Annotated in this window: 13 protein-coding genes; 9 read left to right on the forward strand and 4 right to left on the reverse strand. The window is 71.6% G+C overall.

What is annotated here, in order from left to right; translation table 11 throughout:
* Positions 1 to 66 precede the first annotated feature (66 nt).
* Positions 67 to 1,092: an adenosine deaminase gene (locus tag ABT354_RS27355; protein ID WP_351498482.1), complete on the reverse strand. Its 1,026-nt coding sequence runs from the start codon at positions 1,090 to 1,092 to the stop codon at positions 67 to 69.
* A 198-nt stretch (positions 1,093 to 1,290) separates the two neighbouring features.
* On the opposite strand from ABT354_RS27355, the gene ABT354_RS27360 reads away from it, so the two are divergent.
* Positions 1,291 to 2,088, forward strand: a complete 798-nt coding sequence (locus ABT354_RS27360; protein ID WP_351498484.1) for a DUF4190 domain-containing protein — start codon at positions 1,291 to 1,293, stop codon at positions 2,086 to 2,088.
* 18 nt (positions 2,089 to 2,106) lie between these two features.
* Here ABT354_RS27360 and ybiA read toward each other — a convergent pair whose 3' ends face one another.
* On the reverse strand, positions 2,107 to 2,670 hold the full coding sequence (gene ybiA / locus ABT354_RS27365; protein WP_351498616.1) for a riboflavin biosynthesis intermediates N-glycosidase: 564 nt from the start codon (positions 2,668 to 2,670) through the stop codon (positions 2,107 to 2,109).
* Between the two features lie 258 nt (positions 2,671 to 2,928).
* Between ybiA and ABT354_RS27370 the strand changes: the two genes are divergently transcribed.
* The 8 genes from ABT354_RS27370 (at position 2,929) to ABT354_RS27405 (ending at position 13,062) form a co-directional block, all read left to right on the forward strand.
* Positions 2,929 to 4,440, forward strand: a complete 1,512-nt coding sequence (locus ABT354_RS27370) for a gamma-aminobutyraldehyde dehydrogenase (RefSeq protein WP_351498486.1) — start codon at positions 2,929 to 2,931, stop codon at positions 4,438 to 4,440.
* Positions 4,441 to 4,492: 52 nt separating this feature from the next.
* Positions 4,493 to 5,746 (forward strand): polyamine ABC transporter substrate-binding protein, encoded by a 1,254-nt coding sequence (locus ABT354_RS27375; protein ID WP_351498489.1) that lies wholly within the window; start codon positions 4,493 to 4,495, stop codon positions 5,744 to 5,746.
* Between the two features lie 157 nt (positions 5,747 to 5,903).
* The gene (locus ABT354_RS27380) at positions 5,904 to 7,100 is read left to right on the forward strand and encodes an ABC transporter ATP-binding protein (protein WP_351498491.1); all 1,197 of its coding nucleotides are present in this window, start codon (positions 5,904 to 5,906) and stop codon (positions 7,098 to 7,100) included.
* Entirely contained in the window at positions 7,097 to 8,041 is a 945-nt protein-coding gene (locus ABT354_RS27385) for an ABC transporter permease (protein ID WP_351498493.1), read from the forward strand. The genes ABT354_RS27380 and ABT354_RS27385 overlap by 4 nt, the downstream gene beginning before the upstream one ends.
* Entirely contained in the window at positions 8,041 to 8,841 is an 801-nt protein-coding gene (locus tag ABT354_RS27390; protein WP_351498495.1) for an ABC transporter permease, read from the forward strand. Before ABT354_RS27385 ends, ABT354_RS27390 begins: the two co-directional genes overlap by 1 nt.
* A gap of 52 nt (positions 8,842 to 8,893) precedes the next feature.
* A complete protein-coding gene (locus tag ABT354_RS27395; protein WP_351498497.1) occupies positions 8,894 to 10,309 on the forward strand; it encodes an NAD(P)/FAD-dependent oxidoreductase in 1,416 nt (471 codons plus the stop codon).
* 195 nt (positions 10,310 to 10,504) lie between these two features.
* Positions 10,505 to 10,966, forward strand: a complete 462-nt coding sequence (locus tag ABT354_RS27400) for a bifunctional DNA primase/polymerase (RefSeq protein ID WP_351498499.1) — start codon at positions 10,505 to 10,507, stop codon at positions 10,964 to 10,966.
* Positions 10,967 to 11,223: 257 nt separating this feature from the next.
* A complete protein-coding gene (locus ABT354_RS27405) occupies positions 11,224 to 13,062 on the forward strand; it encodes a chitinase (RefSeq protein WP_351498501.1) in 1,839 nt (612 codons plus the stop codon).
* On the opposite strand, the gene ABT354_RS27410 is transcribed toward ABT354_RS27405, so the two are convergent.
* Both ABT354_RS27410 and gabT read right to left on the reverse strand, forming a co-directional pair.
* On the reverse strand, positions 13,013 to 13,897 hold the full coding sequence (locus ABT354_RS27410) for a phosphatase PAP2 family protein (protein ID WP_351498503.1): 885 nt from the start codon (positions 13,895 to 13,897) through the stop codon (positions 13,013 to 13,015). The two genes, ABT354_RS27405 and ABT354_RS27410, sit on opposite strands and share 50 nt — an antisense overlap.
* Before the next feature lie 155 nt (positions 13,898 to 14,052).
* A complete protein-coding gene (gabT, locus tag ABT354_RS27415; protein WP_351498505.1) occupies positions 14,053 to 15,387 on the reverse strand; it encodes a 4-aminobutyrate--2-oxoglutarate transaminase in 1,335 nt (444 codons plus the stop codon).
* Positions 15,388 to 15,694: the final 307 nt, after the last annotated feature.

The following is a 15,694-nucleotide window of genomic DNA, read 5'->3' on the forward strand; positions in this document are numbered from 1 at the left end:
GTGCCGGGGCCGGAGACCCGGGGCCGGACGCCTGAGCCGACCCCGTATCCGGTCCCGGCGCGATGGTCAGCGGGCCTGCCAGGCGGCGGTGTAGGTGTCGATCTCCGCGCTGATCCTGGCCTTGCCGGCGGGGTCGAGGAAGGAGGCCTCCACCGCGTTCTTGGCGAGGTCGGCGAGGCCCCGCTCGTCCAGGTCGAGCAGCCGGGCGGCGACGCCGTACTCGCTGTTGAGGTCGGTGCCGAACATCGGCGGGTCATCGCTGTTGATCGTCACCAGGACACCGGCGGCCACCATCTCGCGGATGGGGTGCCGGTCGAGGTCGGCGACGGCCCGGGTGGCGATGTTGGAGGTGGGGCAGACCTCCAGCGGGATCCGCCGCTCGGCGAGATGGGCGAGGAGCGCCGGGTCCTGCGGGGCGCTGGTGCCATGGCCGATGCGCTCGGCCCGCAGCTCGTTGAGGGCGTCCCAGATGGTCTGCGGCCCGGTGGTCTCCCCGGCGTGCGGCACCGAGCGGAGACCGGCGGCGATGGCCCGGTCGAAGTACGGCTTGAACTGCGGCCGGGGAACCCCGATCTCGGGTCCGCCGAGTCCGAAGGAGATCAGGCCCTCGGGGCGCAGATCCACCGCGAGCCGGGTGGTCTCCTCGGCGGCTTCGAGCCCCGCCTCGCCGGGGATGTCGAAGCACCACCGCAGGATGACGCCGAGTTCGGCCTCGGCGGCCTTGCGGGCGTCCTCGATGGCCTCCATGAACGCCCGCTCGTCGATGCCGCGCCGGGTCGAGCTCCACGGGGTGATGGTCAGCTCCGCGTACCGGATGTTCTGCCGCGCCATGTCCCGGGCCACCTCGAAGGTGAGCAGGCGGACGTCCTCCGGGGTGCGGATCAGATCCACCACCGAGAGGTAGACCTCGATGAAGTGCGCGAAGTCGGTGAAGGTGAAGTAGTCCGCCAGCGCCTCGGGGTCGGTGGGGACCTTGGAGTCGGGGTGGCGGGCGGCCAGCTCGGAGACGATACGGGGGGAGGCGGACCCGACGTGGTGGACATGCAGTTCGGCCTTGGGCAGCCCCGCGATAAAGGGGTGCAGATCGGTCATCGGGGCCTCCAGGAGGATATAAGTAAGGAGACGGCGCCGCTGGTGGCGGCGCCGCGGGCGCGGAAGCCATCGTAGGCGGCGGCCGGGGCGGGGGCGGGGTATCACGACGGTGTCCGGCTTCCCGGCGAACGAGCGGACGAGCGGACGAGCGGACCGGTGGACCGGCGGGTCCGGCGGACGGAGCGACGGGGGAGAGGCATGGCGGAGTACGAGGACCGGCGCCCGGACGGCACCGGGGACGGGGACCACCGGCGGCTCACGGACCGCGAGGACAGCACCGGCGTCGAGAACACCGCAGGCAGCACAGGCAGCACAGGCAGCACGGGCCCCGGCCCCGGCGTGCCCCATCAGGAGCGGGACCCCTGGGCCCCGCCACCGCGCGGGCGGGCCCGCCCCTACGCCGACCCCTGGTCCGGCGGGCCGCCGCCCGTGGCCGGGCCCGTACCCGGCCGGGGCGATGGTGCACCGCAGTCGCAGCCGCACCCGCTGCCGCACCCGGCCCCGACGGCTCCGGGCGCCGCCGTCCCGTTCTCGCCGGACGCCCCGCCCACCGGGCAGTTCGGCCCGCCCCCGGTGTGGGCCGCACCCGGCCACCCCGCCTTCCACCCCGCCGTCCCTCCCGGTTTCCCGCCGCCCGGCGACCCGTACGCCCTCTGGCAGCCGATGGTCCGGCGGTCCAATGGGATGGCCGTCGCCGCCCTGGTCCTCGGTGTGCTCGCCGTCCTCAGTTCCTGGGCCGGGGTCGGGTTCATCCTGGGTGTGCTCGCCGTGGTCTTCGGCGGTATCGGCATCGGCCGGGTGCGGCATCTCGGCTCCGGCAAGGGCATGGCCGTCGCCGGGCTGGTGCTGGGCGCCCTCGGGGTCCTGCTCACCGTGGCCTTCTTCGTCTACGGCGTCTATCTGGCGATCGAGGAGAACCCGGAGGAGTGGAACCAGCGGTACGCGGTACAGAGCCTGCCGGTCGTGGAGGGCGTGCCGACCCCCTGGAAGCTCTGACCACCGCGCCCCGGGGGCTCAGGCCGCCCGCTCGCGCAGCTCCTCCCGCGCCGCCATCAGCGCGAACCCCAGGAGATTGAGCCCGCGCCAGCGGGCCGGGTCCCCGGTCCGCTCGTCGTCGGCGGTCAGCCCGATGCCCCAGATCCGGTCGCGCGGGCTGGCCTCCACCAGCACCCGGTCCCCGGTCGTCAGCAGGAACTCCCGCAGCTCCCCGTGGTGGGCGAACTTGTGCACACTGCCCGTGCTGACGATCCCGAAACGCTCGCGCTTCCAGACCGTCTCGTCGAAGCCGCGCACCAGCCGCCCGGCCTTCTTCGCCTCCGCCGGGGTCCGTGCCGCGAGGACCACCCGCTCCGCCTCGGCATCGCCGAAGAGCCGGGCCTTGGCCGCCATCATCCAGTGCTCGGCGGTGGCGTACTCCACCCCGTCGACCAGGAAGGGCGAGGGCCACCACTGGCTCAGACAGCTCGGCCCGACCTCTCCGTCCCACCGGGGGGTGTGCCCCCAGAAGTGCAGATACTTCACCCGCTCACCCGCACTGATCCGTTGGAGCAGCTCTTCCGTGTTCATCGGACCGTTCATGCCGGAGAGTCTGACATTCGCCACCGACACTCCGTATGGTCAGGGGCCCGTCGGCCAGACAGATGGTCAACCGATTCCGTCGCGTGACCAAAAGGCAACTGCGGAATCACTTGTTGGCTCTGGGACCCTCTGCCAGGATCGGCACTCAATTCGAGCTGGGACGACAGCTCAGCACCACGCTTGGAGCGCTCTGGACGGCGGCCCGCGACGGCGGGCACCCCCTCCGGGCGCCCGGGAGCCCGGAGTACGGAGAGCGTCATGAGCAACCGCTATCAGGTGCCGGACCGTTTCACGGCCGGTGCCCAGTACATCGGCGGGCGGCTGCGGCCCGGTACCTCGGAGCACACCCAGCGGGTCGTGGACCCCGCCACCGGGGAGACGGTCCTCGGCTATGCCGCGGCGGGGCCCGCCGATGTGGACGCGGCCGTCGCGGCGGCCCGTACCGCCCTTCCCGGCTGGGCGGGGGCGACCCCGGGGGAGCGCTCCGCCGCCCTGCACCGGTTCGCCGCCGTCCTCGCCGCCGACGCCGGTGAACTGGCCCGCGCCGAGACCCTCCAGTGCGGCAAGCCGATCAGGCTGAGCACGGAGTTCGACGTACCCGGCACGATCGACAACACCGCCTTCTTCGCGGGCGCCGCCCGTCATCTCCAGGGCCAGTCCGCCGGGGAGTACAGCGGGGACCACACCTCCTATGTCCGCCGTGAGCCGATCGGGGTCATCGGCTCCATCGCCCCCTGGAACTATCCGCTCCAGATGGCCGCGTGGAAGATCCTGCCGGCCGTCGCGGCCGGCAATACCGTGGTCCTGAAGCCCGCCGAGATCACCCCGCTCACCTCGCTGATGTTCGCGGAGGCGGCGCGGGAGGCGGGCATCCCCGACGGCGTGGTCAATGTCGTCTCCGGGACGGGCCGGGAGGCGGGCGAACATCTCGTCACCCACCCCGATGTCGCCATGGTCTCCTTCACCGGCTCCACCGCCGTGGGCAAGCGGGTCGCCGCGCTGGCCACCGCCTCGGTCAAGCGGCTCCATCTGGAACTCGGCGGCAAGGCCCCCTTCGTGGTCTTCGACGACGCCGACGCCGAGGCCGCGATCCAGGGCGCGGTCGCCGGGTCGCTCATCAACACCGGCCAGGACTGCACCGCCGCCACCCGCATGTATGTCCAGCGCCCGCTCTACGACCGGCTGGTCGAGGGGATCGCCGACACCATGGCCACCGTCCGCCTCGGTGACCCCTTCGACCCGGCGACCGACCTCGGGCCGCTGGTCTCCCACGCCCAGCGCGACCGGGTCGCGGCCGTGGTGGAGCGGGCCCGCTCGTACGCGAAGGTGCTCACCCCCGGCCGGGCACCCGCCGGGGACGGCGCCTACTTCCCGCCCACCCTGATCACCGGTGCCGCGCGGGAGAGCGAGGTGGTGCGGAACGAGATCTTCGGCCCGGTGCTGGTGGTGCTCCCCTTCGACACCGACGACGAGGGCATCGCCCTCGCCAATGACACCCCCTACGGCCTCGCCGCCTCCGCCTGGACCCGGGACGTGTTCCGCGCCAACCGCGCCACCCGGGAGATCGCGGCGGGGTGCGTCTGGGTCAACGACCACATCCCGATCATCAGCGAGATGCCGCACGGAGGGTATGGCGCCTCCGGCTTCGGCAAGGACATGTCGACCTACTCCTTCGAGGAGTACACGCAGGTCAAGCACGTAATGTTCGACAATACGGCGGTGGCCCGCAAGGACTGGCACCGTACGGTCTTCGGCGCCCGGCGGGGCTGACCCCGACCCGAACAGTCCCGCCCGCGAGGGCCTTTCCGAAAGGGCACAGCTGATGGACCCCTATGAGCCCGACGGCTCCGGCCTGTCCGCGGCGCAGTCGGCGGCGATACGGCGCTCGCTCGCCGGTGGCCGGGGCGCCCTCACCCGCCGCTCGCTGCTGCGGGCCGGCGGCGCCGGGGCGCTGGGTCTCGGCGCGCTCACCACCCTCGCCGGCTGTGGCATCCCGCCCGCCAAGCGGGAGGGCGGCGCCGAGTCCTCGGACGACCACTCCGCCAAGGAGCGGACCGTCGTCTTCTCCAACTGGACCGAGTACATGGACGTGGGCGAGGACAACACCTCCCGTCCCACCCTGGCCGCCTTCACCCGGCGCACCGGGATCAAGGTCAGATACACCGAGGACATCAACGACAATGTCGAGTTCTTCGGCAAGATCCAGCCGCAGCTCGCCGCCGGCCAGTCCACCGGCCGCGATCTGATCTGTGTCACCGACTGGCTCGCCGCCCGGATGATCCGTCTGGGCTGGGTGCAGAAGCTCGACCCCGCGCTGCTGCCGAACGCGTACACCCATCTCTCCGCGCAGTTCCGCTCGCCGGACTGGGATCCGGGCCGGGCCCACTCGTACCCCTGGACCGGGATCTCCACCGTCATCGCCTACAACATCAAGGCGACCGGCGGCCGGAAGGTCGAATCGGTCGGGCAGCTCCTCGACGACCGGGCCCTCAAGGGCCGGGTCGGGCTGCTCACCGAGATGCGCGACACCGTCGGCATGACCCTGCTCGACCTGGGCCTCGACCCGGGGGAGTTCAGCGACGACGACTACGCCACCGCCGTCGACCGGCTCCAGAAGGCCGTCGACCGCAAGCAGATCCGCCGCTTCACCGGCAACGACTACACCTCCGACCTCTCCAAGGGCGATATCGCCGCCTGTCTCGCCTGGGCCGGTGATGTGATCCAGCTCCAGGCGGACAACCCCGATATCCGGTACGCCATCCCCGCCGCCGGATATCTCACCTCCACCGACAATCTGCTGGTCCCGGCCGGGGCACGGCACCGGGCCAATGCCACCCGGCTGATCGACTACTACTACGAGCGCCCGGTGGCCGCCCGGCTCGCCGCGTACATCAACTACGTCTGCCCGGTCGACGGGGTCGCCGCCGAGCTGGCGAAGATCGATCCGGCGCTGGCGGAGAACACCCTGATCGTCCCGGACAAGGCCATGGCCGCCCGCTCGCATGCCTTCCGCTCGCTGAGCGGTGAGGAGGAGAAGGCGTACGAGGAGAAGTTCGCCCGGCTCATCGGCGCCTGACCGCGCGGAGCGCACACCCCTCGGGAGCCTCTCCGGCACTCTTCCGGCGGCTCTTCGGCACCTCGCCGGCCCCTCCCGGCACACCCGGCCCCTCCCGGTACCCGCCCACCCGGCACCCGTGACCCCTTTTCACCCGCTACCACTGGGACCAGCACCCATGACAGAGACACCAGCGGGCGGCGATGTCCGCCTCGTGGGGATCAGCAAGACCTACGGCACCTCCTTCACCGCCGTGCACCCCCTGGACCTCACCGTCCCCCAGGGCACCTTCTTCGCCCTCCTCGGCGCCTCCGGCTGCGGAAAGACCACCACCCTGCGGATGATCGCCGGACTGGAGGACCCCACCACCGGCTCCGTCCTCCTCGGCGATCAGGATGTGACCCGGCTCCCGCCGCACAAGCGCCCGGTCAACACCGTCTTCCAGAGCTACGCCCTCTTCCCGCATCTGACGATCCACGAGAACATCGCCTTCGGTCTGCGCCGGCGCGGCATCCGCTCGGTCGGCAAGCAGGTCGCGGAGATGCTCGACCTCGTCCAGCTCGGCGACTTCGCCCGCCGCCGCCCCCATCAGCTCTCCGGCGGCCAGCAGCAGCGGGTCGCCGTCGCCCGAGCGCTGATCAACCACCCGCAGGTGCTCCTGCTGGACGAGCCGCTGGGCGCCCTCGACCTCAAGCTCCGCCGTCAGATGCAGCTGGAGCTGAAGCGGATCCAGACCGAGGTCGGCATCACCTTCGTCCATGTCACCCATGACCAGGAAGAGGCCATGGCGATGGCCGACACCGTCGCGGTGATGAACGGCGGCCGGGTGGAGCAGCTGGGCGACCCCACCGAGCTGTACGAGACCCCGCGCACCGCCTTTGTCGCCAACTTCCTCGGCACCTCCAACCTCATCGACGCCGAGACCGTCTCCGGCGCGGGCGGCGAGGTCGCCGTCACGGCGGGGGGCACCGTACTGCGGCTGCCCGCCGACCGGTGCGCCACCGCCCCGCGCTCCGGGGACCGGCTGCTCGTCGGGATCCGCCCGGAGAAGATCTCCCTGGTCCACGCCGATGACGCGGCCACCGTCCCCACCGGGCGGAATCGTTTCGCCGGTACGGTCGCCGCCGCGAGCTTCCTCGGGGTCTCCACCCAGTACCTCATCGACAGCCCGGCCGGCCGGAAGCTGGAGGTGTACGTCCAGAACATCGAGCGGGACACCCGGCTGACCCCCGGCGCCCCCGTGGTCCTGCACTGGAACCCGGCCCATACCTTCGCCCTCGACCCCGAGCCGCAGAGCCCGGACGCACCGGCACCGGAGGCACCGGGCACGGACCCGGCCCCGCAGGTACCCGCCGCCACGGGGGACAGCGCATGACCTCCCCCACCACGGGGACCTCCCCCAGCACCGGGACCCCACCCGCCCCCGTGCCCCCCGCCATCCACCGGCCCCCGCTGCGCCGCACCCTGGTCCCCTACTGGCTGCTGCTCCCCGGCATCCTGTGGCTGCTGGTCTTCTTCGTCCTGCCGCTGATCTACCAGGCGTCGACCTCCGTCCAGACCGGCTCCCTGGAGGAGGGGTTCCGGGTCACCTGGCACTTCCCCACCTACTGGGACGCGCTGACCGAGTACTGGCCGCACTTCACCCGCTCCCTGCTGTACGCGGGCACCGCCACCGTGCTCTGTCTGATGCTCGGCTACCCGCTGGCCTATCTCATCGCCTTCCGCGCCGGACGCTGGCGGAATCTGCTGCTCGTCCTGGTCATCGCCCCGTTCTTCACCAGCTTCCTCATCCGCACCCTGGCCTGGAAGACGATCCTGGCCGACAGCGGACCGCTGGTGGAGTTCCTCGACACGGTCGGCTTCCTCGATGTCACCCAGCTGCTCGGCATGACCGACGGGGACCGGGTCCTCGCCACCCCGCTGGCCGTGGTCACCGGACTGACCTACAACTTCCTCCCCTTCATGATCCTGCCGCTCTACACCTCACTGGAACGGATCGACCCCCGGCTGCACGAGGCGGCGGGCGATCTGTACGCCTCGCCCGCCACGGTCTTCCGCACGGTGACCTTCCCGCTCTCGCTGCCCGGGGTCGTCTCCGGCACCCTGCTGACCTTCATCCCCGCCAGCGGTGACTACATCAACGCCGAACTCCTCGGCTCCACCGACACCAAAATGGTCGGCAATGTCATCCAGTCGCAATTCCTGAGGGTGCTCGACTATCCGACGGCCGCCGCTCTCTCCTTCCTGCTGATGGCGATCGTGCTGATCGTGGTCACCTTCTACATCCGCCGGGCCGGAACGGAGGAACTGGTCTGATGAGCTGGCTGCGGCGCCATTTCGTCGTCATCGCGGGGCTTCTCACCCTCGCCTATCTGATCCTGCCGAACATCGTCGTCATGGTGTTCTCGTTCAACAAGCCGGCCGGCAAGTTCAATTACGACTGGCGGGAATTCTCCACCGACGCCTGGCGGGACCCGTGCGGTGTCCCCGATCTCTGCGGATCGCTCGGCCTCTCGCTCCAGATCGCCTTCTGGGCGACGCTCGGGGCGACCGTTCTCGGCACCATGATCGCTTTTGCCCTGGTCCGCTACCGCTTCCGGGCGCGCGGCGCGGTCAACGCACTGATCTTCCTGCCCATGGCCATGCCCGAGGTGGTCATGGCCGCCTCCCTGCTCACCCTCTTCCTCAATCTCGGCGCCGAACTCGGTCCGCTCACCGTCCTCATCGCCCACACCATGTTCTGTCTGAGCTTTGTGGTGGTGGCGGTCAAGGCCCGGGTGCTCTCCATGGACCCCCGGCTGGAAGAGGCCGCCCGCGATCTCTACGCCGGTCCGGTGCAGACCTTCCTCCGGGTGACCCTGCCGATCGCCGCCCCCGGAATCGCCGCGGGCGCGCTGCTCGCCTTCGCGCTCTCCTTCGACGATTTCATCATCACCAATTTCAATTCCGGCAGTACTGTCACCTTCCCGATGTTCGTCTGGGGCTCCGCCCAGCGCGGCACCCCCGTCCAGATCAATGTCATCGGTACCGCGATGTTCGCCGTCGCCGTACTGATCGTGGTCATCGGACAACTGCTGACCCACCGGCGAAAAAAGAACAGCGCGTCCGCCCGCTGACGGTCCCCCCAGAGGTCCGGCCGGCCGGCGGACACCCAAAGGAGTGGAAACCATGGCACCCGACGCCATGACCTGTGCACCATCCCTTGCCGACGCCTCACCGACCCCCTTCTGGCTGGACGATCCCGCCCGGCCGCCCGCCCTGCCCGCGCTCACCGGCGACACACGCTGCGATCTGCTCGTCGTCGGCGGCGGCTACACCGGACTCTGGACCGCGCTCCTCGCCAAGGAGCGCGACCCGGACCGCGATGTCGTCCTGATCGAGGGCCGGGAAGTCGGCTGGGCCGCCTCCGGCCGCAACGGCGGCTTCTGCGCCGCCTCCCTCACCCATGGCCTGGCCAACGGCCTCGCCCGCTGGCCCGCCGAGATCGCCACCCTCGAACGGCTCGGTACGGAGAACCTCGACGCCATCGAGCGGGCCGTCGCCGACCATGGCATCGACTGCGACTTCGAACGTACCGGCGCCATCGATGTCGCCACCCGCCCCCACCATCTGGCCGAGCTGACGGAGCTGTACGAGACGGCCCGCCGGCACGGCCTCGGCGAGGGGCTCGAACTCCTCGACCGGGACGCCGTACGCGCCGAGGTCGACTCGCCGACCTTCCTCGGCGGACTCCTGGACCGCCGGGGCACCGCCATGCTCCACCCCGCCCGGCTGGCCTGGGGGCTCAAGGACGCCTGTCTGCGGCTCGGGGTCCGGATCCACGAGAACACCCGCGGGCTGCGGCTCACCCCCGCGGGTCCCGGCATCGCCGTGCGCACCCCGTACGGCAGGGTGCTGGCCCGCCGGGTCGCCCTCGGCACCAATGTCTTCCCCTCGCTGCTGCGCCGGGTGCGCCCGTACACCGTCCCGGTCTACGACTACGCGCTGATGACCGAACCGCTGACCCCCGGTCAGCTGGCCGCGATCGGCTGGCGGGGCCGGCAGGGGCTGGGGGACGCGGCCAACCAGTTCCACTACTTCCGGCTCACCGCCGACCACCGGATCCTCTGGGGCGGCTATGACGCGATCTACCCCTTCGGCGGGCGGCTCGACGCCGAGCGGGACCAGCGGCCCGCGACCTATCTGAAGCTCGCGGAGCACTTCTTCCGCTGCTTCCCGCAGCTGGCGGGGGTGCGCTTCACCCATGCCTGGGGCGGGGCGATCGACACCTGCTCCCGCTTCTCGGCCTTCTTCGGCACGGCCCACGGCGGCCGGGTGGGCTATGCGGCGGGCTATACCGGGCTCGGGGTGGGGGCCAGCCGCTTCGGCGCCGAGGTGATGCTCGATCTGCTGGCGGGGGAGCGCACCGAGCGCACCGCGCTGGAGATGGTGCGGACCAAGCCGCTGCCGTTCCCGCCGGAGCCGGTCGCCTGGGCCGGGATCGGGCTCACGAAGTGGTCGCTGGCCAGGGCGGACAGCCGGGGCGGGCACCGCAATGCCTGGCTGCGGACGCTGGACCGGCTGGGGCTCGGCTTCGACAGCTGAGCCGGTCCGCCCCTGCCCGGCCGTGTGCTCCGGGAACCGTGCCGGGGCCGCCGTGACCGTACGCCCGGCCCCGCCCTGCAAAGTGACGCAGATCACTGTGAAGGGGTGCGTCAACCCGCGTCATACCCTCCGCGCCGCGCGCTCTCCCGGGGTGAAGGCGCGTGAGCGCACGGGACGACGGACGGAGGCCGGGCGATGGCACGCTCAAGGCCCAGGACAGCGGTGGAGTGGCTGGTATCGGCGGCGCCCGACCCGGACGCCTGCCGGTGGGAGTGGGAGCGCAGCCCGCTGGGGATCACCCTGCTGCCCGCCGGGCGGCGCTGGGACGTACTGATCCTCCCCGGGGAGCTGGGGCTGCGGACGCTGGATGTGCTGGACCGGCTGGAGGCCCCCACCGGTCCGGTGCTCGCCGGCTCCGGGGACGCCAGAACCGGTTTCTTCGTCCCGCCCGGTACGGCGTCGGGCTGGCTCGGTACGGGGGTGCGCGGCGCCGGGGCGGGGACCTGGATCGTGGTTCCGCACCCGGGCCGGGCCACCGGCGGCGGGGTCCGCTGGCTGGTGAAGCCGGACGGCTCGGGGGTCCTCACCGATCCGGTCGTGCTGGAGCTGGCGATGCACGAGGCGGCGGCGATGCTGGCCCGGGGCGAGGACGGCTGAGCCCTCCCCCGTACCGGTGCGGAGGGTCTCGTACCGCTGTCCGGATGCCCGGCGTACCGGTACGGGGGAGGGCCTCGTACCGCTGCCGGGATGCCCGGTGAACCGGTGCGCGGAAGCCCGGGGTGCCGCCGCCCGGAACTCCGGCGACCGGTGCGGATGTCTGCGGGATGTCTTGACAAGAGCATTGGTCTGGACCAAATTGTGCGCGCCCCACTTCCCACCCCACGTACTCCCGTCCCCCACGTACGGAGGCAGTTGTGGAACGCACCAGAGACCGGGCGCGCCGTCGCCCCGGGGCCAGAGGCCACAGCCGGTTCACCGCGCTGCTGGCCACCCTGGCCCTCGCCGTCAGCGGAGTCGTGGCCTCGGCCCTGCCCGCCGAGGCCGCCGACTCCGAACTCGCCGTCAACGGCGGCTTCGAGGCGGGACTCACCGGCTGGAGCTGCACCGGCGGCAGCGGCAGCGCGGTCACCACCCCCGTCCGCAGCGGGACGTCCGCACTGCGGGCCACCCCGTCCGGCGGCGACAACGCCCGGTGCACCCAGACCGTCACGGTCCAGCCCAACTCCGCGTACACCCTCAGCGGCTGGGTCCAGGGCGGCTACGCCTATCTGGGTGTCTCCGGCACCGGGACCACCGACGGGTACGCCTGGACCCCGTCCGCCCCCAGCTGGCAGAAGCTCAGCACCACCTTCCGCACCGGCGCCACCACCACCTCCATCACCCTCTACACCCATGGCTGGTACGGCACCGCCGCCTATCACGCCGACGACATCTCGCTCTTCGGCCCCGGCGGCGACCCGGTCCGGGTGCCCGACGCGCCCACCGGTCTGGCCGCCGGAACCCCCTCGTCCACCTCCGTACCGCTCAGCTGGAACCCGGCCGCCCGCGCCACCGAGTACCACATCTACCGGGGCGCCACCCGGGTCGCCTCGGTGAACGGCACCTCGACCACGGTCGGCGGGCTGACCCCGGAGACCGCGTACACCTTCCAGGTCTCCGCCGCCAACAGCGCGGGCGAGTCGGCGAAGTCCGCCGTCGTCAACGTGAACACCCCGGCGGGCGGCACCGGCGGCGGGCTCCCGCCGCACGCCCTGGTCGGCTATCTCCACAGCAGCTTCGCCAATGGCTCCGGCTACACCCGGATGGCCGATGTCCCCGACTCCTGGGACGTCATCAACCTCGCCTTCGGCGAACCCACCTCCGTCACCTCCGGGGACATCCGCTTCTCCCTCTGCCCGGTGACCGAGTGCCCGAACGTCGAGTCCGTCGCCGACTTCAAGGCGGCCATCAAGGCCAAACAGGCGGCGGGCAAGAAGGTGCTGATCTCCATCGGCGGCCAGAACGGACAGGTCCAGCTCGCCACCACCGCCGCCCGGGACGCCTTCGTCACCTCCGTCTCCCGGATCATCGACGAGTACGGTCTGGACGGCCTGGACATCGACTTCGAGGGCCACTCCCTCTCGCTGAACACCGGGGACACCGACTTCCGCGCCCCGACCACCCCCGTCATCGTCAATCTGATCTCGGCGGTGAAGAGCATCAAGGCCCGGTACGGCCGGGACTTCGTGCTCACGATGGCCCCGGAGACCTTCTTCGTCCAGCTCGGCTACCAGTTCTACGGCTCCGGGCCGTGGGGCGGCCAGGACCCGCGCGCCGGCTCCTACCTCCCCGTCATCCACGCGCTCCGGGACGATCTGACCCTGCTCCATGTCCAGCACTACAACTCCGGACCGATCATGGGTCTGGACAACCAGTACCACTCGATGGGCGCCGCCAACTTCCATGTCGCCCTCACCGACATGCTGCTCACCGGCTTCCCGGTGGCGGGCAACCAGTCCCGGGTCTTCCCGGCGCTCCGCCCCGAGCAGGTCGCGATCGGCCTGCCGGCCTCCACCCAGGCGGCGAACGGGCACACCGCGCCCGCCGAGATCAACCGGGCGCTGGACTGCCTGACCAAGGGCACCAACTGCGGCTCCTACCGCCCGCGCACCACGTATCCCGCGCTGCGGGGGCTGATGACCTGGTCGATCAACTGGGACCGCTTCAACCAGTGGCAGTTCTCGCGGAACTTCGACGCCTACATCTGGAGCTGATCCCCGCGCCGACTGCCTGGGTGACCAGCAGGAGCGCCCCGCACAGCAGCACACTGCCGAGGACATCCAGCGGCCAGTGGTAGCCGCGCAGCACCAGTCCGGTGCCCGTCGCCAGGGTCAGCACCCCGGCGGCGGGCACCGCCGCCCGGCGCAGCCGTCCCGCGTACGGCGCGAGCAGCAGGGCCGCCCCGGTGTAGGCGACCATCGCGGTCGCCGTATGGCCGGAGGGGAAGTAGCCGGTGGCGTCGGTCAGCGGTCCCGGCCGGTCGGTGAGGGCCTTCAGCGGTACGACGAGCAGCGGAACGACGAGCAGGGGTACGAGGGCGAGGGCGGCGGCCGTCCACCCCGCCGTGCACCGCCCCCGCCGTCCCGAACGGCGCGGGGTGTACGCGGCGGCCAGCGCCAGTGCCAGTACCGGCAGGGCGACGGCGAGGGAGCCGAGATCGGCGAGGAGTTCGGTGAGGGGCCGCGGGCCGTGGCCGGTCAGGGCCCGGCCGATCCGTTCGTCGAGCCGTCGCAGCGGGCCGTCGGCCACCACCTGCCAGGTGATCAGGGCGAAGCCCAGGAGACAGAGCGCGGCCCCGTACAGCGGGCCGAGAACCGGGGAAACGCGAGAGGCCGGGCGCTTCGGAACCGGGGGGGTGGTTCCGAAGCGCCCGGCGGGATCGGTTCGCCGTTCGCCCCGGGGGGTGTGGAACGTACGGCCGTCCGACCGGTGAGGAGTTCCGGAGCCCGAGGCTCCGGTGGTGTGCGCGAAGGCACGACCGGAACAGGGCGGGGGATGCTCCGCTCCGGCGTCGCTCGCATTCCCCTGCGAGCGGGGTGTTTCTCTCATCTGCAGAAACCGTACGGCAGGCGGCGGGGCGACCGACAGCCGGATCCCCATCCCGCCATCGGCCCCCCACAGCTTCTTCACAGGTCGTGACCGTTCCGCCGGAACGGACGCCACCGGTCCGTCCGGTCCGCCCGGGGGCCGGTCCCGTCCGCCGCTCAGATCGCGGCGAACGCCTCCTCCAGGACGTCCAGACCCTCGTTGAGCAGCTCCTCGCTGATCACCAGCGGGGGCAGGAAACGCAGCACATTGCCGTAGGTGCCGCAGGTGAGGACCAGGACGCCCGCCGCGTGGCAGGCCTTCGCCAGCGCCGCGGCGGCGGCCGGGTGCGGCTCCTTGGTGGCCGGGTCCCGCACCAGCTCGATCGCGATCATCGCACCGCGGCCCCGGATGTCACCGATGACCGGGAACTTCTCCTGAAGGGTGGTGAGGCGGCCCTTCATGACCTCCTCGATGCGCCGGGCCTTCGCGTTGAGGTCCAGCTCCTTCATGGTCTCGATCGACCCGAGGGCACCGGCGCAGGCCACCGGGTTGCCGCCGTAGGTACCGCCCAGGCCGCCCGCGTGCGCGGCGTCCATGATCTCGGCGCGGCCGGTGACGGCGGCGAGCGGCAGACCGCCCGCGATGCCCTTGGCCGTGGTGATCAGGTCCGGGACGATGCCCTCGTCCTCACAGGCGAACCACTGGCCGGTACGGCAGAACCCGGACTGGATCTCGTCCGCGACGAAGACGATGCCGTTCTCCTGGGCGAAGCGGGCGATGGCGGGCAGGAAGCCCTTCGCCGGCTCGATGAAGCCGCCCTCGCCCAGCACCGGCTCGATGATGATCGCGGCGACGTTCTCGGCGCCGATCTGCTTGGTGATCTGGTCGATCGCCTGGGCCGACGCCTCGGCACCGGCGTTCTCGGCACCGGTCGGCCAGCGGTAGCCGTACGCCACCGGCACCCGGTAGACCTCCGGCGCGAACGGGCCGAAGCCCTGCTTGTACGGCATGTTCTTCGCCGTCAGCGCCATCGTGAGGTTGGTCCGGCCGTGGTAGCCGTGGTCGAAGACGACGACCGCCTGGCGCTTGGTCCAGGCGCGGGCGATCTTGACCGCGTTCTCGACGGCCTCGGCGCCCGAGTTGAAGAGCGCGGACTTCTTGGCGTGGTCACCCGGGGTCAGCTCGGCGAGCGCCTCCGCGACCTCCACGTACCCCTCGTACGGCGTCACCATGAAACAGGTGTGCGTGAAGTCGGCCAGCTGCGCCGACGCCCGGCGCACCACGGCCTCCGCGCTCGCGCCCACGCTGGTGACGGCGATGCCCGAACCGAAGTCGATCAGACGGTTCCCGTCCACGTCCTCGATGATCCCGCCCCCGGCCCGCGCGGTGAACACGGGCAGCACGGACCCCACACCGGCCGCGACGGCGGCGGTACGGCGGGCCTGGAGCTCGATCGACTTCGGTCCGGGAATCGCGGTGACGACGCGGCGCTCCTGCGGGATGGCGCTCATGGGAACTCCTGGGTGACTCGGGGATCCGGGGGATCCGGGGGTGACCCCGGCGGTCCGGGGTGCCGGCGATGCGGGGCGCCCGGGGGGTCCGGGGCGCCGATGGCGGGGGCGCCCGGGAGCCCGGGTCGCCCGGGGGTGCTCGATCTGTTCGATCTGCTTGAGCCGCTCGATCTGCTGGAGCCGCTCGACATTCTCTGGATTTCTCTGATGCGCAGGCTAGGGGTGGGGGAGGGGGGTGGGCATGCGCCGATCGGGAGTGTTGAGGGGGAGAGGTTGTCCTTGCCGGACATAGGCGGCGGGCGCGGCG

Origin of the sequence: Streptomyces sp. NPDC000594 (assembly GCF_040299965.1) — a bacterium.
GTDB lineage: Bacteria > Actinomycetota > Actinomycetes > Streptomycetales > Streptomycetaceae > Streptomyces.

Bases quoted from the DNA above. Each gene is read 5' to 3' on its own strand.
- ABT354_RS27355 (WP_351498482.1), bottom strand. From the start codon at position 1,092: ATGACCGATCTGCACCCCTTTATCGCGGGGCTGCCCAAGGCCGAACTG.
- ABT354_RS27360 (WP_351498484.1), top strand. From the start codon at position 1,291: ATGGCGGAGTACGAGGACCGGCGCCCGGACGGCACCGGGGACGGGGAC.
- ybiA (WP_351498616.1), bottom strand. From the start codon at position 2,670: ATGAACGGTCCGATGAACACGGAAGAGCTGCTCCAACGGATCAGTGCG.
- ABT354_RS27370 (WP_351498486.1), top strand. From the start codon at position 2,929: ATGAGCAACCGCTATCAGGTGCCGGACCGTTTCACGGCCGGTGCCCAG.
- ABT354_RS27375 (WP_351498489.1), top strand. From the start codon at position 4,493: ATGGACCCCTATGAGCCCGACGGCTCCGGCCTGTCCGCGGCGCAGTCG.
- ABT354_RS27380 (WP_351498491.1), top strand. From the start codon at position 5,904: ATGACAGAGACACCAGCGGGCGGCGATGTCCGCCTCGTGGGGATCAGC.
- ABT354_RS27385 (WP_351498493.1), top strand. From the start codon at position 7,097: ATGACCTCCCCCACCACGGGGACCTCCCCCAGCACCGGGACCCCACCC.
- ABT354_RS27390 (WP_351498495.1), top strand. From the start codon at position 8,041: ATGAGCTGGCTGCGGCGCCATTTCGTCGTCATCGCGGGGCTTCTCACC.
- ABT354_RS27395 (WP_351498497.1), top strand. From the start codon at position 8,894: ATGGCACCCGACGCCATGACCTGTGCACCATCCCTTGCCGACGCCTCA.
- ABT354_RS27400 (WP_351498499.1), top strand. From the start codon at position 10,505: ATGGCACGCTCAAGGCCCAGGACAGCGGTGGAGTGGCTGGTATCGGCG.
- ABT354_RS27410 (WP_351498503.1), bottom strand. From the start codon at position 13,897: ATGAGAGAAACACCCCGCTCGCAGGGGAATGCGAGCGACGCCGGAGCG.
- gabT (WP_351498505.1), bottom strand. From the start codon at position 15,387: ATGAGCGCCATCCCGCAGGAGCGCCGCGTCGTCACCGCGATTCCCGGA.